The sequence below is a fragment of the Streptomyces sp. NPDC047014 genome, assembly GCF_040644195.1.
Lineage (GTDB): Bacteria > Actinomycetota > Actinomycetes > Streptomycetales > Streptomycetaceae > Streptomyces.
The window spans coordinates 64,440-85,683 of the sequence record NZ_JBEYVX010000021.1 but is presented as its reverse complement, the minus strand read 5'-3'; the positions used below and the strand labels follow the sequence as shown (position 1 = coordinate 85,683).

General features: G+C 70.1%; 21 protein-coding genes. 2 read left to right on the top strand and 19 right to left on the bottom strand.

The window, feature by feature from the left end; all coding sequences use genetic code 11:
* Positions 1-5: 5 nt before the first annotated feature.
* From ABZ873_RS15310 to ABZ873_RS15220, 19 genes are all read right to left on the bottom strand, one after another.
* Positions 6-899: a relaxase/mobilization nuclease gene (locus ABZ873_RS15310; RefSeq protein ID WP_360870892.1), complete on the bottom strand. Its 894-nt coding sequence runs from the start codon at positions 897-899 to the stop codon at positions 6-8.
* A gap of 65 nt (positions 900-964) precedes the next feature.
* The gene (locus tag ABZ873_RS15305) at positions 965-1,381 is read right to left on the bottom strand and encodes a hypothetical protein (RefSeq protein WP_360870889.1); all 417 of its coding nucleotides are present in this window, start codon (positions 1,379-1,381) and stop codon (positions 965-967) included.
* A 105-nt stretch (positions 1,382-1,486) separates the two neighbouring features.
* On the bottom strand, positions 1,487-1,978 hold the full coding sequence (locus ABZ873_RS15300; RefSeq protein ID WP_360870886.1) for a hypothetical protein: 492 nt from the start codon (positions 1,976-1,978) through the stop codon (positions 1,487-1,489).
* A gap of 210 nt (positions 1,979-2,188) precedes the next feature.
* Positions 2,189-3,988, bottom strand: a complete 1,800-nt coding sequence (locus ABZ873_RS15295; protein WP_360870883.1) for a hypothetical protein — start codon at positions 3,986-3,988, stop codon at positions 2,189-2,191.
* Positions 3,985-5,127: an AAA family ATPase gene (locus ABZ873_RS15290; protein ID WP_360870936.1), complete on the bottom strand. Its 1,143-nt coding sequence runs from the start codon at positions 5,125-5,127 to the stop codon at positions 3,985-3,987. Before ABZ873_RS15290 ends, ABZ873_RS15295 begins: the two co-directional genes overlap by 4 nt.
* A gap of 193 nt (positions 5,128-5,320) precedes the next feature.
* Positions 5,321-5,542, bottom strand: coding sequence for a hypothetical protein (locus ABZ873_RS15285; protein ID WP_360870933.1), 222 nt, complete (start codon positions 5,540-5,542; stop codon positions 5,321-5,323).
* Between the two features lie 149 nt (positions 5,543-5,691).
* Positions 5,692-6,465 (bottom strand): hypothetical protein, encoded by a 774-nt coding sequence (locus ABZ873_RS15280; protein ID WP_360870881.1) that lies wholly within the window; start codon positions 6,463-6,465, stop codon positions 5,692-5,694.
* A gap of 1,129 nt (positions 6,466-7,594) precedes the next feature.
* A complete protein-coding gene (locus tag ABZ873_RS15275; RefSeq protein ID WP_360870878.1) occupies positions 7,595-8,359 on the bottom strand; it encodes a glycosyltransferase in 765 nt (254 codons plus the stop codon).
* An 11-nt stretch (positions 8,360-8,370) separates the two neighbouring features.
* Positions 8,371-8,847 (bottom strand): hypothetical protein, encoded by a 477-nt coding sequence (locus tag ABZ873_RS15270; RefSeq protein ID WP_360870875.1) that lies wholly within the window; start codon positions 8,845-8,847, stop codon positions 8,371-8,373.
* 122 nt (positions 8,848-8,969) lie between these two features.
* Complete coding sequence (locus tag ABZ873_RS15265; protein WP_360870872.1) at positions 8,970-9,764, bottom strand: hypothetical protein; 795 nt, start codon at positions 9,762-9,764, stop codon at positions 8,970-8,972.
* 277 nt (positions 9,765-10,041) lie between these two features.
* Positions 10,042-10,791, bottom strand: coding sequence for a hypothetical protein (locus ABZ873_RS15260; RefSeq protein ID WP_360870869.1), 750 nt, complete (start codon positions 10,789-10,791; stop codon positions 10,042-10,044).
* 101 nt (positions 10,792-10,892) lie between these two features.
* Complete coding sequence (locus tag ABZ873_RS15255; RefSeq protein WP_360870866.1) at positions 10,893-11,393, bottom strand: hypothetical protein; 501 nt, start codon at positions 11,391-11,393, stop codon at positions 10,893-10,895.
* 97 nt (positions 11,394-11,490) lie between these two features.
* Positions 11,491-12,744, bottom strand: coding sequence for an ATP-binding protein (locus ABZ873_RS15250; protein ID WP_360870863.1), 1,254 nt, complete (start codon positions 12,742-12,744; stop codon positions 11,491-11,493).
* Between the two features lie 259 nt (positions 12,745-13,003).
* Positions 13,004-13,462: a DUF6238 family protein gene (locus ABZ873_RS15245; RefSeq protein ID WP_360870860.1), complete on the bottom strand. Its 459-nt coding sequence runs from the start codon at positions 13,460-13,462 to the stop codon at positions 13,004-13,006.
* 45 nt (positions 13,463-13,507) lie between these two features.
* The gene (locus ABZ873_RS15240) at positions 13,508-14,968 is read right to left on the bottom strand and encodes an SCO6880 family protein (RefSeq protein WP_360870857.1); all 1,461 of its coding nucleotides are present in this window, start codon (positions 14,966-14,968) and stop codon (positions 13,508-13,510) included.
* Positions 14,969-15,045: 77 nt separating this feature from the next.
* On the bottom strand, positions 15,046-16,362 hold the full coding sequence (locus tag ABZ873_RS15235) for an ATP-binding protein (RefSeq protein ID WP_360870854.1): 1,317 nt from the start codon (positions 16,360-16,362) through the stop codon (positions 15,046-15,048).
* Between the two features lie 27 nt (positions 16,363-16,389).
* Positions 16,390-17,070, bottom strand: coding sequence for a hypothetical protein (locus ABZ873_RS15230; RefSeq protein WP_360870852.1), 681 nt, complete (start codon positions 17,068-17,070; stop codon positions 16,390-16,392).
* Positions 17,070-17,354 carry a hypothetical protein gene (locus ABZ873_RS15225; protein ID WP_360870849.1) on the bottom strand — a complete coding sequence of 95 codons (285 nt, stop codon included), beginning with the start codon at positions 17,352-17,354 and terminating at the stop codon, positions 17,070-17,072. Before ABZ873_RS15225 ends, ABZ873_RS15230 begins: the two co-directional genes overlap by 1 nt.
* A 178-nt stretch (positions 17,355-17,532) precedes the next feature.
* Positions 17,533-18,645 carry an NlpC/P60 family protein gene (locus tag ABZ873_RS15220; RefSeq protein WP_360870846.1) on the bottom strand — a complete coding sequence of 371 codons (1,113 nt, stop codon included), beginning with the start codon at positions 18,643-18,645 and terminating at the stop codon, positions 17,533-17,535.
* A 625-nt stretch (positions 18,646-19,270) separates the two neighbouring features.
* On the opposite strand from ABZ873_RS15220, the gene ABZ873_RS15215 reads away from it, so the two are divergent.
* Both ABZ873_RS15215 and ABZ873_RS15210 read left to right on the top strand, forming a co-directional pair.
* Complete coding sequence (locus tag ABZ873_RS15215; RefSeq protein ID WP_360870843.1) at positions 19,271-20,026, top strand: site-specific DNA-methyltransferase; 756 nt, start codon at positions 19,271-19,273, stop codon at positions 20,024-20,026.
* Between the two features lie 168 nt (positions 20,027-20,194).
* The gene (locus tag ABZ873_RS15210) at positions 20,195-20,824 is read left to right on the top strand and encodes a DUF4913 domain-containing protein (protein ID WP_360870840.1); all 630 of its coding nucleotides are present in this window, start codon (positions 20,195-20,197) and stop codon (positions 20,822-20,824) included.
* The last annotated feature ends 420 nt before the right edge of the window (positions 20,825-21,244 follow it).

Genomic DNA, 21,244 nt, shown 5'->3' with positions numbered 1-21,244 from the left:
TGTGATCACCGGCCTCCCGTCCGGGAGGCCGTGGACGCCTGGACCGGGAAGGGGGGCGGCTTGGCGGCCGGTGGCTCGGGAGGCAGGAGCCGGGAGGCGATGTCGCCCAGGTGTTCCTGCAGCACGTACAAGCGCCGGGCTGCCCAGAACAGGTCGCTTGCGGCAGCCTCGACTTGGTTCCCGGGAAGCGCGGCGGCCTGGCGCCCTACCTCTTCCACGACCCGGCGAACCGCCGCCATAGGCCCGGATTGCTCTGCTGCGAGCTGCCGCAGGATGCCGGCGAGGGGGCTGGTAGCGGCCGGAGTCCGCGGTGGAACGGAATGCTCCCGAGCGGGCGCCGGGCCCTGCTGACTGGCGCCTTGTGGCCTGTCGGAGTGCAGCAGCAGGTCGGTCTCGATGCTCTTGGCCTCGGTGACCAGGGCCTGCCGGAGCCTACGGGGATGGGTGCTCCAGGTACCGTCGTTCTTGATCAGGGTGGCGATCACGTCCAGGCGGCCGGGCTGGCCCTGGACGGCGATCCACCGGCATGCCTCGTCGTCCCCAGGCGGAGCGATGCCCGTGACCCTGACGATTCTGTGTGCGATCTCGGACCACTCGGCATAGCTGAGATCCCGATCCAGCGAATGGAGGCGGGCGCTGATGTGGAGGATGTCCCGCCGGTCGCCATCGGGCGCGGACACGAAACGATGCTTCAGCGCGGGTTCGGCTATATGGCCGGCCCAGGCCCCGGATGTCCGGAACCGCTCGGCGTCGGCGTAGTCGTACAGCCGTCCGTAGTGGGCCACCACCGTGCCGCCGGGCTCGTTGCTCAGGTCATCGTCCATGCTGGTCTCGCGACCGAGGGCCTCGGTGAGGGCCTCGTAGGCGGTCAGGTCACGGGAGTGGACGTCAATGATCATGATCTCGCTCGGTATAGGGCGTCTCTTCGGTCGGCAGAGTGACCCCGGATGCGGGGCGCCTGTGGCTACCGTCCGGGCCGGGCGTCGGCGATGTGGACGACCTGGTTGAGGGCGGTGAGGGAGTACCAGTGGCAATCCACGGCCTTCTCGGTGTTTCCGAGGCGCTTGACCAGGTATTCGCGCAGCGCCTTCTGGTGCAGCAGGCATTCAGGGCACCGTTTGGACAGGTGCACCAGGTAGCGGGGGTGGGCGGTGACGTACGAGCGGTCGCCGCCGTTCGGGTCGAGAAGCCGCCATCCGTCCTCTGACGTGGGGGTGTGCAAGGAGGGCACCACGACCTTCATGGCGTCTCCCCACACCTCTCCGCCCGCGGTCCCCTTGAGAATCACGACGTGCTCGCCGGGGCGGAAGTGCTGGTGGGTCACGTCCCGCTCCGGGGTCAGCGGGTCGGGCGGCAAGTACACGGGGCTGGTCTCGGGCACGAAGGTCCTTCCACGAAGACGCTGGGCGGCGGTGGAAGACAAAGGGTCCGGAGAATCCCCGGTTTCCGAAACCGGTACTTGGCCGCTATATTGCGCGCCGCGCGCCTATCGGAAGGGGTTCTCTGTGGGGCGGTCGCGGTCGTCGGCGGCCTCCAGCAGCTCGGGCAGGTCGCTCCCCTCGGCCTCGCGCTGGTCGACCCACCACCCGGCCCGCGTCAGCAGCCGGACCTGCTCCTCCAGCTGCGCCCAGTCGGCCTCGTCCCAGGTACCTTCGGTGACCAGCGCGGTGTACGCCCGCGTCACCAGCTGGTGGCGGGTGCGCTCGCCCCAGCCCAGGATCTTCTCGGGCCCCTCCAGGGGCGGCATGTCGAACTGGGTGGCCCAGTTGACGGCGGTGGCCTGTTCGTCCGCGCGCTTGGCGGCCAGCCACTCGGCAGTACTGGCGGCATCGGCCCGGTGATCGACCCGCCAGCAGTCGGTGCACTGTCGGGCTGCGAGCCATCGTGCGTATCCAGCCCGCTGGTCCGCCGAACGGTCGGACAGATCACGGGTGCTGGTGTGTCCACAGCTGTGGACAATCTCGAAGGATGTGGGCACCCCCGGGTAATTCCGTTTGATGGGCGTTACGTTCGAGGTCGGGTTGCTGGTCTGGGGCTTCAAATCGAGCGCCTCTCGTCGGCGGTTGGGGTCGTGGCCTGCGTCGTTGCGGAGGGTCGTGCATCAGATGCACCACCCATGCGGCGGACGGAGGTGGTCTGGAGTGCTTTGGTGGTGGTCTCCGGGGACGCTTCCGCCTTCTGCGTCGTCTCAGCGTGTCCTGCGGATGGCGTCTGTTGCCGCCGTGGCGATGGCGGCGGGAGCGCTGGAGGGCCGGGGCAGGTGCAGCAAGGTGGTCCCCGGCAAGTGGCGGGACTCCGCGGTGAGGGTGAGCTGGAGTACGGCGCAGTCGGCGGTCGTGAGCTGCTTGACGCGGGTGACGGCTTGAGCGGTTTCGTCGCTGCCGTAGCGGGCGTCGGTGACGATCACGAGGAGGCGGCCGGCGCCGGGGCGGCTGAGTTCGAGGCCGTGGTCGAGTGCGTCGATGGCGTCGCCGAGGTTGTGGTGGCCGCCGGTTGCATCGAACGTCGTCACGCGCTCTGGTGCTCGGTGGGTGGGTCGGGTCAATGCGGTCAGGTGGCTGTCATAGGCGACGGTGGCGGTACGGGAGTCCGGGTCGGTCAGGGCTGCTGCGCGTGCCACGATCCAGGCGGCGGACGCGACGGGGGCGCAGGCGGCACGCATGGAGCCGGAGACATCGACGGCGATGCCCACACGCAGCGGTGGGGTGGGAGTGTTCCGGCGGCGGGTGTGGGTGAACGGCTCCGCCGTGGGGACCGACCCGGCCGCGCGCTGAGCGTCACGGGCGAGGGCACGACCCATATTGAGACGGCCGGGCGGGGTAGGGCTGGTGGTCCGCTCCTCGGTCCGCTCGCGGTAGGCGGCGGCACGCAGGGCACGGCTCAGGCGCGAAGCGGCACTCTGCTCGGCGGCGGTGGGCCGGCGGGTGCCGGTGACCGGGTTGCTGCGGGGCGCCGGTGTGCCGTTGGGGGTGACGGTGGTGCCGCGGGCGTTGAAGACCGACTTGGCGGTGGCGGCGGCTTTGCGCCGCTGGCCGGCCCGCTGGGCGCGGTCCTGAGCCTGCACCTTGGACTGCGCGGCCTTGGCGTTGGCCGCCGCGGCCTGTGCCGCGAGGTCGGCGGCGTCGGTGGCTGCCGTGCTGTCCATGACGACCCCCACGGCGCCGGACAGCAGATCGGTGAGGTTCTCCGGCACGGGCAGGACGGGGGCCGCGATGTCCAGAGCGTCGCACCATTCTTGACCGTGCGCGAGCATGGTCGCGGCGTCGTGGTCGGCGCACTGGTGGGCTGCGGTCCAGATGCGGGTGAGGGTGGCCAGCAGGTCTGCGCCCAGCACCTTTTCGCACAGATCGGCGACGGCCCGGGTCTCGCCGGCGTCCAGGATGCCGACGTCACGGCGGCCGAGGATCAGGGCCGCCACGGAGGCGGCGTGCTCGATGCCCTGGAGGGTGGGGTGGGCGATGTCGGGCATGACCAGAGTGCGGGCACTGGTGCGCAGGTACGTGCGGTCCGTGGGCCGCGTGACCAGGTGTGCGCCTTCGACACGGCTCTCCTCCAGAAGAAGCGCAGCCTCGACGACACGGGGGTCCGCTCCGCCAGGCTGCGTCCAGACAGAGTGAGCCGCGTGCGCGGCCTCGTGGACGAACACGCCCCAGGCGGCGGGATACCGCTCCTCGTCGCCCACGATCCGCGGATGGATCTCGTGAGGCTGGAGCGGGGCGAAAAGGGCGGCGTCGAACTCGACCTCGCCCAGCGTGGGGAAGAACGCGGCCGGTGCCCCGCTGCGCGTGCCGGGGCGGCAGGTGACGAGGAGGTCCTGGCGGCCGGAGAGGGCGACCAGCCGGTCGCCGAGCTCGGCTCCCACGCGCAGCCACGCGTCCGGGGAGGAACGCGGTTGCACGGGCGGGGCACCGTCGTCGTCCCATCGCGCGAGGTCGGCGTCGTCGTCCGGCGTGGTGACGGGGGCCTGGACGTGGTGGTGGGCGCTCATCGCGAGCGGCCCCGGTGTGCGGAGCCGGTGCTGCCCAGGGGCTTCCGGGCGGCCGAGGCGGAAAGCTGCTTGCCGAGGGTGAGGGGCGCGACCTTCCTGACGCCGACCGCCTTGATGACGGCGTCGGCGACGGCGTCGCGATCCTCCAGCGGAGCGATGCCGACCAGGTTCGCGAGCGCGGCATTGGTGCCGAGGACGGCCTCGGTCTTCTGGTAGCTGAGCAGTTCCCGCAGTTGGGGGGCCCAGCCCAGCTCACCCATTTCGACTTGGCGGGAGAGGTGTCGGGCGACCCGAACCACCCGGGCATCGATCCTCAAGGCCAGGGCGAGGTCATAGTCCGTGCCGATCTGGATCTGCACGCTGAACCGGGACGACAGCGCCTCCGTGAGAACGGCACCGTGGACGCCGGGATTGTGGCCCGCCACCACGTAGAAGCCCGGCTCGGCCTTGATGGTCTCGCCCTTGTGGGCCTTGACCTGGATCTGCCTGCGCCCGTCCATCGCGGGATACAGCGCCGCCAGAACCTTCGGCGAGATCAGGGTGGCATCGTCGATCAGCAGGGCGCGGCCCTCGGTCATCGCGGTGACCAGCGGACCGTACTGGAAGACGTAGGCTCCCGCGTCGTCCTGCGTGTACTCGCCGATCAGGTCGCCGACCGTGGTGTCGCCGTCACCGGCGACGGTGAGCAGGTCCGGGAACGCCGCCTCCACCAACGACGTCTTTCCGGTGCCCGGAGGACCGTAGAGCAGCACCGGCACGTCGGCGTCGCGCAGGCGATTCAGCGCCTCGACGTCGGGCAGATCGGCCAGCTCTCGGGGGTGGTAGAGCTGACCCCCCGCGCGGCGGATCGGGCCGGTCTGCCGGGGTGTGGCTGCCACAGGAAGAGTCGTGCGGGCCGTGGCCGCCTGGGCGCGGGGAGCGTGGGTGCCCGGTGGGCTGATCACGGCGGTCTGCGCGGCTGCGGCGGTTTTCGCATTCGCGCGGAACTCCGGTTGTCCGGTCCCGCTCTGGTCGGCCTCGCCGCGTCGCACCAGGGTGAGGGCGGCGTTGCGGACGGCGCCGTGGGAGTGGCCCAGCTGCCTGGCCATGTCCCCGATGGTGAGCGTGTCCGCCGGCTGGTCGGCCAGCAGCCGGGCCACCTTGGCCCGTAGTTCGCCGCCCTTGGTGCGCGCCGGGCTGGTAGGCGGTCCGGGTGTGGTCAAAACGAGGTCCTTCAACAGATGCGGGTACATGCGGGGTAGGCGATGCGCCGGAGAGGCTGGCCGTTGTCGGAGCGGATCACGGACTGTGCCGACATCGGCGACCGGGACAGCCTGGGCGTACCGTCGGCGCTCACCGGCCGACCGAGGGCTCGGTCCAGGTGCACGGGATGGCCGGCGACGAGCAGCTCGCTGGCTGCCGAGCAGGCCCGTGCGTCCGCTTCGTACCGGGTTCCGTCGCTTGGCAGGCGCAGCCTGGCGCCTCTTCGAAGCCGTCCTGGAACAGGATCCGCCGGGCGGCGGCGTTGTAGCCGGTGGTGGTGATCTCACCAGTGATGGCGTGCCGGATCGTCATGAACGGCTCCGCTGGTGCTTCGGGCAAGGCGGATCTCCTATCAGAGGTGGCCGGGAAGGCGATGGGATGAGAGCGGTGGCCTGCCCGTCCAGGCCGGACCACCCGCGACGGTCAGGCCGGACTTCAGACAGGCATGTGGGTCGGCCTGGTCAGCGGGAGCGCGCTGCGCTAACCGCGGGCGCGGGTTTCGGGAGGCGGGGAGTGGCGACTGCCGACAGAGGCGTGGGGGTGACCCGATGCCGATCGGGGTTCCGGGCGAGTTCGAGTAGCTGGTCCCCTTCGGTGAGCCAGAGCGACATCGCGATCATGTGGTCCTGCCCTACCGAGTTCAGACTCGTCTCGAATGAGTCGAGGAACGCCGTCGCGTGTGAAGCCAGCTCCGAAGCCTGGGATCTGCGTACGTGGGCGATCAGACGAGGGGCGTGGCTGAGAAACCTGTTCAGCGCTTCGGCCAGAGCGGGACTGACCGGGTCAAGAACCTCGCCGGGCGCGTACGACTCCTGAGCCCAGCGCAGGTCTTCCTCAGCCTCGGCGAGCTGACCGCGTAGGAGCGCGGCAGCGTAGTCGGGCAGCAACTGGTCGCGGACGGCAGTGGCAATCGCCTCGGCGGTGCGTGCGGTGGCGCAGGCGGGCCCCTCGGAGGCGACCATGTCGAGTTCGTCGGGGCCGGGGACCATGGCGCCGACCACGTAGTGGCCGGGCCACAAGTCGTGGACGAGGACGAACCAGATGCCATCGTCCTCCCGCCGCAGATGAGCGGAGGTCGACGGACGGCTTGCCTCCAGGACTTTGTGGAGCGCACCCCCGGACGGGCCGGAAGCCCATACCCCCTCCCGCAGCTCTTGCTGTGCGTCAGGTTGCGGATGGGTCATCATCGTCACCGTCCACTGCCCCGGCAGAGCGCGGATGATTCGGTTAGCCACGTCGCCGAGGAAAGGGTGTTCGCTGAGAACGACGGGTATACCGAGATCCTGCGCGCTCTGACGCAGGTCATGCAGTGCTTCGCGGGCTCGGCGCAGATCGTCCAGGGGAAGGTGGTACAGGCCGTACTGATCCCGGCTGAATCTGGTGAGGGCGAAGCAGGTCTGCGCCCACTCGTGACGTGTTCCGGAGGTGTGGCCGGTCAGGGTGCCAGCAGTGGTGCGGTGAAGGGTGATGGTGGCGAGCGGAGGCAGGGGGGTGTCCTCAGGTCGGGTCGGGTTGGCTTGCGTTCGGTGTGGCCGTCAGCCCGTGAGACGCGGCCGATGCGATCACCGGGCTCGGCGGATAGCCGGAGAGCGGGTGCCGAGGGAGGGTAGTGGCATGGGGACCTGATGGGTGCTCACCCGCTGCGGCGGGGGTTGGACAGAAGCTGCCCGTGCGATGCGAGATAGCCGCTCAGCCGCATAGTTCACCTTGGCCCGGCTGTTCGGCTCGGCTGTTTCCGCCGGATCGAGGGAGAGGTCTGCGTGCACGATGATCCCGCATCCGCGGAGGTCACGGACGGTCTGCCGGGCGCGGCGCCGCAGGTCACGATCGGGGTCGGTAAGCCGGAACAGATCCGCGTGATCCGGATCCGGTACTGGTTCGAACTGCTCGCGCTCCAGGTACCAGGCTGCGAGGTGGGACGAAATCGCCGCGGTGGGGCGGGCGACCACCCCGTGTTCGGGGTGCAATCCGAAGTGGAAGTGCGGGTGCATGAGGTTCCTGGTCGTCGAAAAAGGTCAGCGGCTGCGCCGAGCTCGGCTTACAACAGCAGCAGTTGTTGGGCTGGCTGCAGGAAGCGCGGGCCGGTCCGGGGACGAAGGGCCGACCGGACGGACGGCGCGGACCCGCCGGAGCAGGGTCGGCGCGTCGTTCCGCCACCGGCGCAGGCTCTCGGCTGTGCCCGGTGGGAGGGCGGCTGGCGAGCTCAGCGCGGTCGCCCCGGATGAGCCCCCCGCGTCGGGTGAAGGCAGCCGGCTGCCCGCCACTCCTCGCCCACGGGGACGGCGACCAGACCGTCGGCCGGACTGAGGGCAAGGATGAGCTGTGCCGTGCCGCCGGAACGAGGCGTCCTACGGTCATCCATGCTCATGTCCTGCTGGCGAGGGTGTTGCGCAGGCCGTGCCCGAACCCGTGGGCGTGTCGGCGGGCGGCCAGTTCCAGCTCGTCGTACTGATCGCCTCGGGTCATCTGCCCGATGTGCTGGCGGTACCGGTAGACGGGCAGCGGGAGCACAACTCCTGGAGCCAGAGCGGTGATCCCGACCGCCGCCATGTAGTCCTCGCCCTGGACCAAACCACCCATGGCCCCGGCCGCCCGCACCAGGCGGGTACGGGCCAGGATGGTCGTCGGTCCGATAGGGATGGTGTCCTGCGGCCGGGGCCAGTACGTGACCACATCGCCGGCGGCGTGGTAGCCGGGCGGGGCCGGGCACTCCCACAGGCGCGTGGAGCCGTCCGGTAGCCAGTCCTCGCTGTACCCGGCGACCCAGCCCAGCTCATCGGTGAACGCCTCCAGCCGCACGCCAAGGCTCCAGTCAGGGAAGACGTCATCGTCGTCCGCCCAGTTCACGAATTCGGTTCGGACCTCGTTCAGGCCGAGGTTGCGGGCGCAGGCGGCGCCGACCGCTCGTGGCAGGGCAAGGGTCCGTACCCGCGGGTCCGAAGTGATCGTGCTCGGCACGAGGGCGGGGGCGGCACCGTCGAGCACAACGATCGCTTCCCACGGCACGATCTGCCGGGTGAGGCTGGTGTGCATCTCCTGGAGGTAGTCGAGTCGCTCGGGACGGAGCTGGGTGGCGATGACGACGGTGATTTGGGGGGCGGGCAGGGAGTTCTCCGAAGTGCGTTCCATGGGACGGGCGTTCACCGAGTGATCCGCGGTCGGGCGGGTGCGGGCGCCGGGGCAGCGGGCTTGGTGATCTCCAGCATGGGTGCCGGGGCCTGGACTGGTGCGGGCCGGGTCGGGGCCCACAGCGAGGGGGTGTCGGAGACCCGGGAGAGGAGGTCGGTGTCCCAGGACACGATGGGGCCACGGTCGTAATAGGTCAGGGCGATGACCTCGATGCCGTGGTCGTGCAGGACGTAGCCCCATTCCAGGCCCATGGCGTTGGCATCGGTGATCGGGATCGGCTTCGCGGGGGTGCCGTCCAGATGGAAGACGTCGTCCGAGCGGGCGCTCGGACCGTTGTCGCCGTGGGGGTCGAGCCGGTGCAAGACCGGATCGGGGACCCGGTCCAGGAGGTCCTTGCCGAGCTGCTTCCAGTCGTGGGACCCATCAAGGAGGTGCCGGCGAAGCGCGTCGAGGTCCCCGCCGAAGCGGTGGTTGGCGGCTCCGAGCAAGAGCGGGAGCTGGTGGGCGGGGTAGCCGTCGTAACGACAGGAGACGCCCTTGTATCCGCCGTTGGGGGTGGGACGGGCTATGAAGCTGCGGGTGCTGATGGCGGGTTCTTTCTGGTGGGTGGTCAGCGGACGCGGGAGGCGTGGGCGGCGGAGCGTGGAGCCACCGGCCTGGCCACGGCAGGTGGGCGTGGCGGGAGGGGGGCGGTGGAACTGGCGTGACGCAGGTTCACGCCGATCCCGAGCGAGGCGAGCCGGAGGGCGACGGTCTGGACGCGTACGGCGCGGTCGACCTCCCCGTAGGAGGCGGGGAGGAGAAACGCGGCCTGGTGTGGCAGGTACTGGAATCCGTGGGCGTACAGCGTGTCCCTGGCTTCCTCCGGGACGTCCTTGTACGGCGCCCCGAGGGCCCCGTCTTCGTACCAGGTCAGGGTGAGGGTCCGGTCGACTTGGGGCGGAGCCTTGCGGTGCGGGGGTTCGGGCTGGTCGACGACGCTGCGGCGCACCGCGTCAAGGGCGGCTTCGTAGCGCGGCAGTAGCCGCTGGGCGATCTGGGAAGCGGCGCGAACGGGATCGTTGGGGATCGCGATTCCGTTGGGCTCTTCGACCCCCACGAAGTGGTACGGCTCGACGTCGGGGCTGAGTGGGGCGACGACGAACTGGTCGGGGTGACGCGGCCGGTAGCTCACGTAGAGCCGTTGTCCCGTCGGCCCATGGAGCACGGCGTCGTGCATGAGGACGTACTGGCTGACGAGGTAGCTGACGTGGCCGGCGTCCCAGAGCTGCTCGGCTCGGGGGATTTGATCGGCGTACCGTGCGTGGTGGTGGAATTTGCTGGTCCAGCTGCCGGGCAGACGGGCGGCCAGACTGGTGGCGAAGTCGGACAGGCCGACGGGTGTGTTCTCGCCGTCAGCGGCCACAGCTCCTCCTAGGGGAGGTGGACGCGCGGGGCAGCGGTGGCGTACTGAGTATGGTCTTGGGGGCCCGCTCCGGAAGCCGGGTGAAGTCGAATGCGTATGCATTGCGGGCGTCGATCAGGCCGTTTTCGATCTGAGACTCACGGTCGTCTACCTGCGCCATGAGGTCGTCGTGCGCGGCACGAAACTGCTGGTAGTCGACCCAGTCGACGGAGCTGATGTGGGAGGTGTTCAGGGGATTCCCTCAGGGGGTGGTGCCGGCTCGGACGTTTCGATGCGGCTAGCGGTGCGGACCGCTTGCCCTGGGTGGGGGAGCGACCACTGGCCCGGGTGCTGCCCGGGGTGGGGTACGGAAGAACGGGTCCAGAGGGTGCTGGTCGCTCACCAGGACTTCGAAGCTGAGACCGCGGAGTCGCTCTGCCGCGTCCTGGACGAGATCTTCCGGAGCCTGGGGTGAGGCGATGGCCGTGCACAGGCCGGTTGCGGGGTCCAGGCGCCAGCGCCCGTCCTCGCGGAGCAGGGCTCGTACGGCCCGGGGGGACAGCACGTCGGCGAGCGGAAGCCCTTCCGCGGAGCGGCCGATGACGACCTTCTGGGCCTGTTGGAAGCGCGTGCTGCGGGAGGTGGCCGAGGCTGCAACGCGGTAGTACGGCAGGAACCTGCGGCGGACTGCGGCGGCTGCACGGGCCGGGTCCGCGGGGACGGCGATGGCAGACGGACGCGGGGTGGTGTCGTACTCGACGATGCCTGCTGGCAGCAATGCGCCGATCAGGAACTGATGCGTCCGGTAAGGACGCTGGACAACGTGGAGCTGCAGGCCATGGTCGTGGGTGAGGAAGGCCCGGGCATACCTGTGGCCGCTGTCCAGGTGGTCCTCGTGCAGGGCCCGCCACAGTACGCTGCCCTCGTGTTCCCAGAGGCGGTGGTAGGCCCGGCTCCACCAGTGTGGCGTGATCTGGACACTGGGTGTCCACCCGGATGATAGGCGGGGCGCAAGTCCGGAGGAGAACTCCTGCAGGGAGTTGGCCACGGCCACCGTCCGACGGGTGATCTCGTGGGGGGTATCGCGTGGTGGATGTGCGCGACGGTTACCCGGAGCCATCCCTGCGGATGAGGGTGCCGGCTTCGGCGTCAACGCGGCCGCCTGGGAGGGTGGGGGCGCCAGGCTGCCTTGGATGCTTCGGGCGGTTGCAGGCGGCTCGTCAACTGCGGCTGGTTCTCGTTATGTTGCTTGATGGTTGTGGCCTGGAGCAGACGGGCTGCCTCGGCTTGTCCGCTCCGCCACGCTGCGCGGGCGGCATGCGGGTACCCAAATTCAGCTGGTGCATGAGGAGTCAGGGCGCCGCGCACGAACGCTCGGTTGTGCTCGTCCGGGTCGAGATCTTCGCTCCACGCATCCCAGGGCCACATCGCATCGATCGTGTAGTGGCCATACTCGTCAGGCGTGACGATCTTTGTGAACGCCTCCCCGTTGTAGTCCGCGGAGGCGGTGAAGATAAGGGAGTCGCCGTCCCAATCAGCGGTCAGGCCGCATTTGTCCCGGTTGAGATCAGCGGCGATCCGGTCGGCCGTCTGTCGAGTGAAGGTGAACGAGTCGTATCCGCCTACCGCGGGTCGGGGGGACGTGCCCACGTACGGACTGGCAGGACGGCCTTCGGCTACGAGAGCGTGAAGATGAGGATGGAGTGCCATGGACGGCGTTCCTTTCAGGGGTGCTTCGCGAGGGCGCTTACGCCGCCATGCGGGCGTCGGTGTCGAAGAGCTGCAGTTCGGCGGGGTGGAGCTGGTGCTGGACGACGAAGCTTCGACCCGCGACCTTCCACAGGCCGCGGCCACGGTTGAGATGGGGCAGCGCCGCCGCCTCGACGCTGGTCAGCCCGAGAAGTGTGCGCGCGGCGTGGACTTGGTCGGCTTCCTGTCGGTAGATCACACGGGTGCTGCAGTCGGCGAGCAGGCCCTCGGCCAAGGCTCGGCTCTGGCTGCCTGCGTCGCCCGCGGCCAGGAGGTCTGAAAGGCGGTGCGCGATCAAGGCGTTCGCGATGCCGAGGCGGCGGCTGAGCTTCCACTGGGCGGCCATGCGCAGCAGGAGCGCCGGATGCCGCATCAGCCTCCAGGCTTCGTCATAGATCACCCAGCGCTTACCACCGTGCGGGTCAGTCAGGGCTCCCTCCATCCAGGCCGATGCGCAGGTCATGGCCAATACCAGAGCGGTGTCGTCGCTGCCGTCAAGGCGGGAGAGGTCGATGCACAGCATCGGCTGGTAGGGGTCGAACGCCGTGGTGGAGGGGGCATCGAAGAGGCCAGCGAGGTCGCCGAACACGAGTCTGCGCATGGCGTGGGCGAGGTCTCGGGCGGCTTCGCCGAGGCGTCCAGCGAGCTGACCGCCGGCTAGGTCGAGGCTGGGGCCGTCTGCGAGGGCGTGGGCGACGTCGCCCAGCAGTGGGGGTCTGCCGGAGGTGGCGGCTCGCGTGGCGGCGGCGGCGAGCGCCACATCAAGGACGGTGTGTTCCCGAGGCAGCAGGTCACGGCCAAGGACGGTTCGTGCCAGGGAACCGAGCAGCAGCAAGCGACGCTTGCGGACCTCACCCTCCCACTCGACCTCTGGAACTGTCGGGGGACGGGGCGGCGCGTCAAGGGGGTTCAACCTACCCTGCAGTCCCGGGCCGAGGACGATGGACGAGCCGCCCAGGGCCTGTGCGACCGCTGTCCATTCACCCTTCGGGTCGGACGGCACGTACACCCTGTGGCCGAACGCGATGCTGCGCAGGGCCAGACTTTTGGCCAGGGCACTCTTTCCTTGACCGATCACTCCCGCGAGCAGCAGGTTGGGGTTGGTGAACCCCTCGACCTTCCCGTACATGCTGAACGGATCGAACGTGAATGATCCCTCGGCGTGCAGGTCGGTGCCGACGTAGATTCCGTTGGCGCCGAGCCCGCCCTCGGCGAGGAAGGGGTAGGCGGCGCTCGCCACTGCGGTGGTCATGCGGTGGGCGGGGAGCCTGAGGTGGCTGCCGCGGGCTGAGGCGGGGCCGGGGCGTCCGGTAGGCGGGTAGACGGCGTCGGGGTAGGGGGCCTCGGTGGGCTGCTGCTTCGCGTCAGTGCCAGCAGCGGTGCGGGCACGGGCTTCGGCTCGGGCCGTCTGCTTGCGCAGGGCTCGGCGTTGGGCGCGGTCGATGTTGTGCGGGGTGAACAGGGGGGTGGCGTGGCGGTGGGACAACGGTGCTCGTTCGTTTCCGGGGTGCTCAGGACGCCGGTGCGGCAAGGTCCGCAGCCGTGGTCGTGCGCCGTATCGCGTGGGAGGCGGCCAGGTGGCGCTGGCAGATGGTCAGCACGAGCGGGCCTTCCGGAAGACGCTGGGGGTGGCAGTCGCTGCCGCCGGGGCTTGGGGTGGGCAGCAGGTGGAAAGCCGCGTGGACAGCGTCGGCTGCCTGCCAGACGCGGGCGTGAGCGGTGGCCAGGTGCCGCCCGGAGGCGGGGCGCTCGGGCCGACTGCGTTCAGCGATCTGATCCAGCAGCCGGTGCAGCGCGGTGAGGTGGGCATGCAGGCTGTCGAGGTGATGCCGGTCGGCGGGCGGGACGCTCTCGCCGACGGATGTCTGCACGGTGAGGGCGCGCATGTGGTGGCGCAGGCCGGCAGTGGCCGCCCGCAGAAACGGGTGGGTGTCGCTGGAGAGGGCGTCGCTGCGGTGGTCAGGTGACAAGGGCTTCTCGCGGGGGGATGGACGCCAAGATGGCGGGCGGGCGGGTCAGAGGGTGTTGCGAGCCAGCGGGAGAGCGCCGGCGGTGAAGGCGTCCGTCTGCTGGTAGATCAGGCGCCGCAGGTCGACCTGGGCGCCGGCGGCGGCCGTTTCGATCTGCGCGCATGCCGCATTCAGGTGGGCGTCGGTGTCGGCGCTCACCGTGAGCAGTCCGGTCAGCGCGACGTCCGCGTGCCCGGAGATCAGCTGTTTCTCGCGGATCTTTACGTCCGCGTACTCGACGTTGTCCGCCTCCGACTCCACCTGGCCGCGGCGACGGCGCTCGGAAGCGTCCGCGATGATCGCGGCCTTGCGCCGCTGGACGTCACGGAGGGCGGACTCGATCCCCTGCGGGGCGTAGATCAGGGAGAGGGTGCGCCGCACACCACTGCTGAACATGATGTTGTGCAAAAAACCGGCGTGGGTTTCGGTCCTGGGCCAGTTCTCGATCCAGTAAGTGGTGTGGCGGGCGGAGTCGGTGATCACCCGGTCGGCCTCCTCGACTTGGGCGACGGGACCGGCGGCGGCCGGGTCGGCCTCGGCCCGGCCAGTGGCGGACCACTGCTGGAGGCGGGCGGTGGAGGCCGGGTCGTACGCGGTGCGCAGCACTGCGGCGATCTCCCGCGGACCCAGCCAGCCGGTCACGGTGAGCCCTGCGTTGCGGGCGGCCTGTGCGACGGACGCGGTGGTCTGCGCCATGACCATGAAAGCACCGGCCAGCCCGCCTCCGGCCTGGCCGACCAAGCGCTTGGCGGCTTTGAGGTCCAGGGCGATGGCGAGGTACGCCTCGTGCGGGGCAGCGGCCGGCCCGGCGGACTCGACGAGCGCGGAGTAGATCTGCCCGGCGACGGGGGCCTGGGGGTTGCCGTGCTCGGCCCAGTGCCGAGCGAGGCTGTCACCGGAGTCCGGGACGGTGCGCTCCAGGACCTGGACGATGGCGACGTGCCCGGTGCGGGCGATGCCCGCCAGCGCCCGGCCCCATGCGGACACGTTGCTGTTCTGGGTGGCCGGATCGAGCAGGGCGAAGGCGCGAGAGCTGACCTTGGCGACGGCGGTCAGAGTCTGCCGGTGGGGGTCGTGGATGGCGGCGGCGCCGGATGCCGAGGTGGCCACCCGCAGCGATGCGGTGGTTCCGGGCAGGTGGAGCAGCCCATCGACCCGCGGCCGGGAGACCGGCCGAGCCCGCCACACCGTCTGCCCAGTCCGGCGGCGATGGGCGTACCGGACGACGAGCGGCGCCCAGTCGATCAGGGACCGGCCCTCCCGTCGCACTCCGACCAGGACAGCGGTGATGATCCACAGGGGGGCCAGGACGACGGCGCCCATGAGGCCGGAGGCCACTACCGTGGCCAGAAGGAGGGCGAGGGCCGAAGAGACGAGAACGAGCTGGGAGAGGCTAAGGCCCAGCAGAATGCCGCGCCGGGACCGGTGGGGGAACTTGACGGTAAGAGGGAGAACTTCGGAAGACAAGGTTCGGGTCCGGGTCGGGTCGGGCCGGGGCAGGACGCGCGGGAGGGGCGGGCCCTGCCCCGGGCGGGGCGGGTGGGTTACAGGCCGGTCGGCGAGCCGGGCTGGGTGCTGTCAGCAGCTGAGGGGGCTCCGTGGGCCGGGGGCATCGGATCGGAGGGAGCATTGCTGCTCCACTCGCCCTGCTGGCCGCCGGCGCCGCTCCAGCTCGGCGGACTGCTGTTCTGGCCACCGCCTTGCCCTGTGTTGTTCTGGGTTTGCGGGGTGCCGGACTGCTCCATGAGGTCCCGGAAGCCGCCGCCGGAGCTGTCGCCGCCGGAGTCGCCCTTGTCCAGGCTCATTCCGCCGGTGGGATTGGCGGCGATGTCCCCAGGGAAGCCTCCGCCGCCTGCAGCCTGGGCGCCGCCCGAGGCCCCGGCCGCCGCGCCGCCGGTGCCCGCAGTGGCCGCTGCGGAAGCGGCCTTGCGTCCGGCGTTCTCAGCGTGCTGACGTGCCATCTGGGCGCCTGCACCACCTGCTCGGTGAATCGATTCGCCGTCCGTGCCTTCGCTCGCCCAGTGAACGAACTTGAACACCATGTACGGGCAGAGCAGCACCAGGAGCATGATCACCATGCCTGCGGCCATGTCGGCGAGGGCGTCGACACCGTCCTTGGCTTCGGTCTTGCTCATGGCCGCGATGCCGAGCACGAAGATGATCGTCATCAGCAACTTCGACACCACGAGGGTCGCGGTGGCCTGAATCCAGCCGCGCCGCCAGCGGCGGGCGACGTCCCAGCCGCCGCCCGCTCCCGCGAAGATCGCGAGGGTCACCAAGATCAGGATGCCGACCTTGCGGACCATCATCACGCCCCAGAAGAGGAACATGCCGACAGCGCTCGCCAGGGCGGCGACGACGGCGACGAGCCAGCCCATGCCTGCGATGGCTCCGATCTGGGAGACCTTGACCAGGCGGCGCACCGCCGTGGACATGTCTGTTCCCGATGCCTTGAAGAGCCCGTCGCTCAATGCGTCGACGACTTCGATGGCCACCGTGGTGAAGGCGATGGCACAGAACGCGAACAACACGCCGCTGGCTGTTCCCGTGACGGCCTGGGTCAGAGCTTGGCCATCGCGCTTGATGGCCGCGCGGACGAGTTGGGCGCAGAACGTCGCGACCAGTACGAGCAGGCCGATGGGCAGGATCGTCTCGTAGTTGTCGCGGAACCAGCCGGCACCGAGGTCGATGTCGGTGGTTTGGTCGATGGCCTTCGCGGCGAGGTCGGCGGCGGCGGCGGCCAGGTCGCCAGCGCTCTTCGCCATCCAGTCCCCGATGGCACCGACCGGATCGGAGGCGAAGTCGATCACGTCGCCAGCCCTGCAGAGGGTGCCGGCGACGGGCAGATCACAGAAGCCCACGGGCATCCTTTCGGGGGAGGGGAACGGCTACGGGGCGACGCGTGGGGCTACGGCTACCAGGCGGCAGTCCTTGCCGGGGCGGCACTGGACGGCGAGGGTGATCTGGCGGTCCTCGGCCCCGCCCCCGCCGCCGCTCCAGGCGAGCTGCGTCTTACCGCGGACGGTGACGGCGTAGATGTATGCCTCGGTGATCGCCTGCGGGTTCTCGGCCAGGGCCTGCTTGAACGCCGAAGGGAAGTGCGCCTCGGAGGTGGTGGCACTGGCGTGCTGGCCGTTGTCCTTCAGCCGGGACCACAGGAGCGGGTCCGGTATCTGGGCCTGGACGGAGTCCCAGTCCGCGTATGCGAGCTCGCCGGTCATCCAGGCGTGCATGCCAGCGAGCTGGTCATCGCGGCTGGTGGTGCGGGCGTCGAAGGTCCACAGCATCACCGCGCTCGCCCGGGCGAAGGCCAGCGGGTCGGCAATCGGCGGCGGACCGGCGACCCTGGACCCCCCTGGGGTTGGCTTCGGCACGGGGGCCGAGGTGCTCTTCGGCGATGCCGAGGACCCGGTATCCGGGGCGGCCGCGCTGGTGCTCTGGCCGCGGCCGGTCCACCATGCAGCGGCCCCGGCCATCACGAGCAGCGCGGCCAAGGCGCCGGCGGCGATCACGACGCGTCGGGGCGGCAGCCAGCCGAGACCGAGAGCGTCGAGGGAACGTTTCCTCATCAATGAACCTGCGAGCCCAGCGCACTAAAGAAGGCAACGACCCCGTTGGCCGCGCCCAGGCCGAGGGCGGCCGCTGCGGACACCACGGCGCCCTTCTTGCCATTGGCTTCAGCCTGGTGGCCGCCACTGTGATGGCCCCAGGCCCAGACTCCGAGGCTGACGGCAAGCGCGCCGACCACCGCGACGATGCCGAAGAGGTTGATGGAATTGACGACGGTGCGCAGGACATCGAGTCCGGGCAGTCCGCCGCCCTTGGGTGAGACGCCCGGATCGTAGGCGAGCACGGTGAGGCGTTCGGACAGGGGTGGGGTGAGGCTGGCGGGGGAGATGGGGGTGCGCTCCTTGCATGCGCAGGACACGGCGGGGGCCCTGGCGGGGAACAGGAAGAAGGGAGGGGGCGCTCTGTGGCGCGGAGGTGGTCCGGTCCACCCGGCCCTCAGGGGCCGGCCGGGCGGACCGGTGTCACGGGAGACGGCGCGCGCTGTTGGCGGCGAAGTCGGCGAGAGGGGCGAAGCGGACTGGTTTCCCGGTACGCGGGGCCTCGATGACGAAGCCTTGGCCGGCGTAGAGGCCGACGTGTTCAGGGACGGCGACGGTCCCACGGCTGAAAACCAGGTCACCGGGGCGGAGTTGGCTCAGCGGGACTGCGTTGCCTTCCTTGACCTGGGTATACGTGGTCCGGGTCAGGGTGATCCCGGCCTTCTTGTACGCCTGCTGCGTCAGCGAGCTGCAGTCGCACCGGCCCATGGGGTCCGGGCCGTGGGGTGCGAGGCAGGAGCCGCCCCACTGGTAGAGGGTGCCGAGCTGGTGCATGGCCCACGTAATGGCCGTCTTGGCGCGCGGATCGGCGTCGGCGGGGAGCGAGAACCCCTGGGGAACAGCCCCCTCGGGGATGGGGCCGGAGCCGCTGCCGTCTTCGGCCAGCGTGCACCCGCCCGTGGACGGGAGGACCGGAGTCTGGCCGTCGACGGACGGCCGGGCGCCCTTCAAGGTCGGGGCGATGGCCTGCTGCAGCGCGCGGGCGAGGGGCTCCCACTGAGCGTACGCGTCGGGGAAGCCGCTCCGTTGGACGGCCTGCGCGGCCTGGGTAATCGTCATCTGCTGCCAGCCGGGGACCTTCAGCAGGTTCTGGTAGAACTTACTGCTGGCGTAGACGGGGTCCCGGACCTGGGCGGCAGAGCCCCAGCCCATGCTGGGTCGCTGCTGGAACAGGCCCAGTGAGTCGCGGTCGCCGTAGCCGAGGTTGCGCAGCCGGCTCTCCTGTACGGCGGTGGCCAGTGCGACGACCTGGCCGCGTTCGGGTATGTCGAGGGTGAGGCCGGTGGCGACGATGGTGCGGGCGTGCGGTATCTGCTCGTCCGGCAGATCAAGGCCGTCTATGTGGACCTTCTGGGCGCCGGATCCGCTGAGGACGGAAGCGACTTGGCGACGTACCGCTTCGGTGTCGGCCGACTTGGTGAAGCAGGAGGTGCCCTGACCCGAGGAGTCGCTCGCCGCGGCGGCGAGCACGGCGGTGCCGGCCAGCAGGAAGGGGGAGAGACATAGCGCGCCGATCGCGGCGGCGATGCCTTTCACTCCCGGGCGGCCTCGGGTCGGCGAGCCGCTGGGATGTGACGTGGGGATGGGACGGAACGGATCACGGTGATGTCCTCGGGGCGAGCCCCGGCCGCACGGTGTGTCAAGGGGAAGGGCCGTGCGGCCGGCGCGGTGGAGGCGGGCGAAGGGTCCCGGCCGGGATGCGTGTTGCCTCACGCACCAGGGCGGTGGGGGTTACGGGCGGAACATCAGAGAGCCTCCAGGTCCTGCGGGGGGATGCGGGGGGAGCGTAAATCAGGGGCGGTACATGGGCCGTCTACGTGTCGGGGCCTGAGGCGGGAGAGGAGCGTCGGGGCGACGGTGACGGCCGCTTCCGGGGTTACGGACGGAACACAGGGGCCTCCTGCGGGAAAAGGAAGAGGGGAGGGGTACGCCATCGGCGGTGTCCGCCGGGCAGTGACACGACAGTAAGCCCGAATCCCCGGTCGCCGAAATCGCTGCCGAAATCCGCGAGATTCCGGTCTTCCTGGCCCGCGATGCTTCCCAACCGGGGATTGTGACCTACAGTTTGGTCCTCCCCGCGCGCCACCGGCTTGTCTGCCGTGCGCTTCTGCGCGGTCCGGAGACCTCCCCCCCGTATCCCTCACCGAATTGGGGTCCCCTTTTGTCGTTTTCCCTCCATCAGGGCGATGCGCTGACCGTGCTCGCGACACTGCCCGACGGCTGTGTCGACTCCGTCATCACCGACCCGCCGTACAACTCTGGGGGCCGGACAGCGAAGGAGCGCACAAGCCGCTCCGCCCGCCAGAAGTACGTCTCCGCGAACGCCCAGCACTCCCTGCCGGACTTCGCCGGTGAGACGATGGACCAGCGCAGTTACACGCTCTGGCTGACGCAGATCATGACCGAGGCCCACCGGCTCACAAAGACCGGCGGGACGGCACTGCTGTTCACCGACTGGCGTCAGCTGCCGGCCACAACCGACGCCCTGCAGGCTGCCGGATGGCTGTGGCTGGGCATCCTGGCCTGGCATAAGCCGCAGGCCCGCCCTCAGAAGGGAAAGTTCCGCCAGGACACCGAGTACATCGTGTGGGGCTCCAAGGGCAGGATCGACGCCTCCGCAAACCCGGTCTACCTGCCCGGCATGTACAGCGCCTCGCAGCCGTCGGGCAAGCAGCGTCGGCACATTACGCAGAAGCCTGTCTCGGTGATGCGGGAACTGGTGAAGATCGCCCCGCCGGGTGGCACCGTTCTGGACTTCTGCGCCGGCTCGGGCAGCACCGGTGTCGCCGCGATGATGGAAGGGCGCCAGTTCATCGGCGTCGAGAAGACCAAGGAATACGCTGCCGTTGCCTCCGAGCGCCTCACCGAGGCTCTGCAGCAGGCGCATTCGCAGGAAGATTTCGACTTGACGTCCTGACCGGACGCGTTCTCGGCCCACCAGGTGGCGGGGAGGAATATAGCGGCAGATCCCCGGTTTCCGAAACCGGGGATTCTCCGGACCATCGGAGCCACTGATTCCACGGCCCCGGCTGCAAGGAGAACCCTTTTCGTGTCCGAATCTGCTGAGCCTCGCCATGGCGGGGAAATGGAGCCGGTACGTCTGCCCGAAGGCGAGCTCGAATCCATCGAGGCTTCCGTACGTAAGCTCCTGGATCAGTCCGCCGAGCAGGCCCGTCTGATCGACACGCTGGCCTCCGCCCCGCCGGCCGACCCGATGGCCGCGAGCATGCCCTTCGCGGGATTCCCCGGTATGCCCTCGTACGCCGCCCCGGCGCCGCCGCCGGATCCCAAGCCGATCCTGGAGCTGGAGGGCGAGGAGTTCGAGGACGAGTTGGCCGCGCTCACCGACTGGGTGGACGACCACCTCATGGATGTCTACGGCGCCGAGGTCACCACCGCCGCTCCGTGGTGCGCCCAGTGGCACCAGCACCTTGACGTCGTGGCGTGGCTGCACGCGCTGTGGCTGGCCTACCAGCAGCACAAGGACCCCGAGGCCGGCCTCAGCGGCATGGCCGTGTGGCACCGGGACTACCTCACCCACTGCCTGGCCTACGTCCGCGCTCCCGGCGGTCCCCTGAGCGCCTGCCAGACCGACCCGGACCGCCCGGAGCACCGACTGCTTCGCGGCCCGGTCCCGTCCGCGAAGTCCTCCACCCGCGACGCCGAGGCCCAGCAGGCCGGCGTCGGACCCTCGCCGGGCGGGGCCGCCACGTGACATACCCACCGCAGCCTCCCGCGGCCTTCGGGCTGTCCTTCCACCCCGAGGCCCTCGACGACTTGCTCGCCGCCCCCGGCGACATGCGAGACCTGGGGCTAGCCCTCATCCAGGATGTAGTCCGCGCCGAAGTCAGGGGCGGCAAGCTGTCCGCGGACCTATCCGGGTACCGCAAGCTCTACCTCGGCTCCCGCGTCGAGTGGCGCATCGTCTACGCCCACCGCCCGGCCCCGCCCGGGTCCAGCCACCCCACAGACGTCCACATTGTCGCGGTACGCCCCCGCGCCAAGCACGACATCTACGACACCGTCCGAGCCCGCGTCGGCCGCCCCCGCCCCGCGGCCGGGCCCCGTGCGCATGCAGCTCGCTCCCTCTCACCGCAAGTCCGCCCGCGTCCTGCCGAACCCACGGTGTCTCCGA

Coding starts and splice junctions, on each gene's coding strand:
- ABZ873_RS15310 (WP_360870892.1), bottom strand. CDS start 899: ATGATCATTGACGTCCACTCCCGTGACCTGACCGCCTACGAGGCCCTC.
- ABZ873_RS15295 (WP_360870883.1), bottom strand. CDS start 3,988: ATGAGCGCCCACCACCACGTCCAGGCCCCCGTCACCACGCCGGACGAC.
- ABZ873_RS15285 (WP_360870933.1), bottom strand. CDS start 5,542: ATGACGATCCGGCACGCCATCACTGGTGAGATCACCACCACCGGCTAC.
- ABZ873_RS15275 (WP_360870878.1), bottom strand. CDS start 8,359: ATGGAACGCACTTCGGAGAACTCCCTGCCCGCCCCCCAAATCACCGTC.
- ABZ873_RS15250 (WP_360870863.1), bottom strand. CDS start 12,744: ATGACCACCGCAGTGGCGAGCGCCGCCTACCCCTTCCTCGCCGAGGGC.
- ABZ873_RS15230 (WP_360870852.1), bottom strand. CDS start 17,070: ATGAGGAAACGTTCCCTCGACGCTCTCGGTCTCGGCTGGCTGCCGCCC.
- ABZ873_RS15210 (WP_360870840.1), top strand. CDS start 20,195: ATGGAGCCGGTACGTCTGCCCGAAGGCGAGCTCGAATCCATCGAGGCT.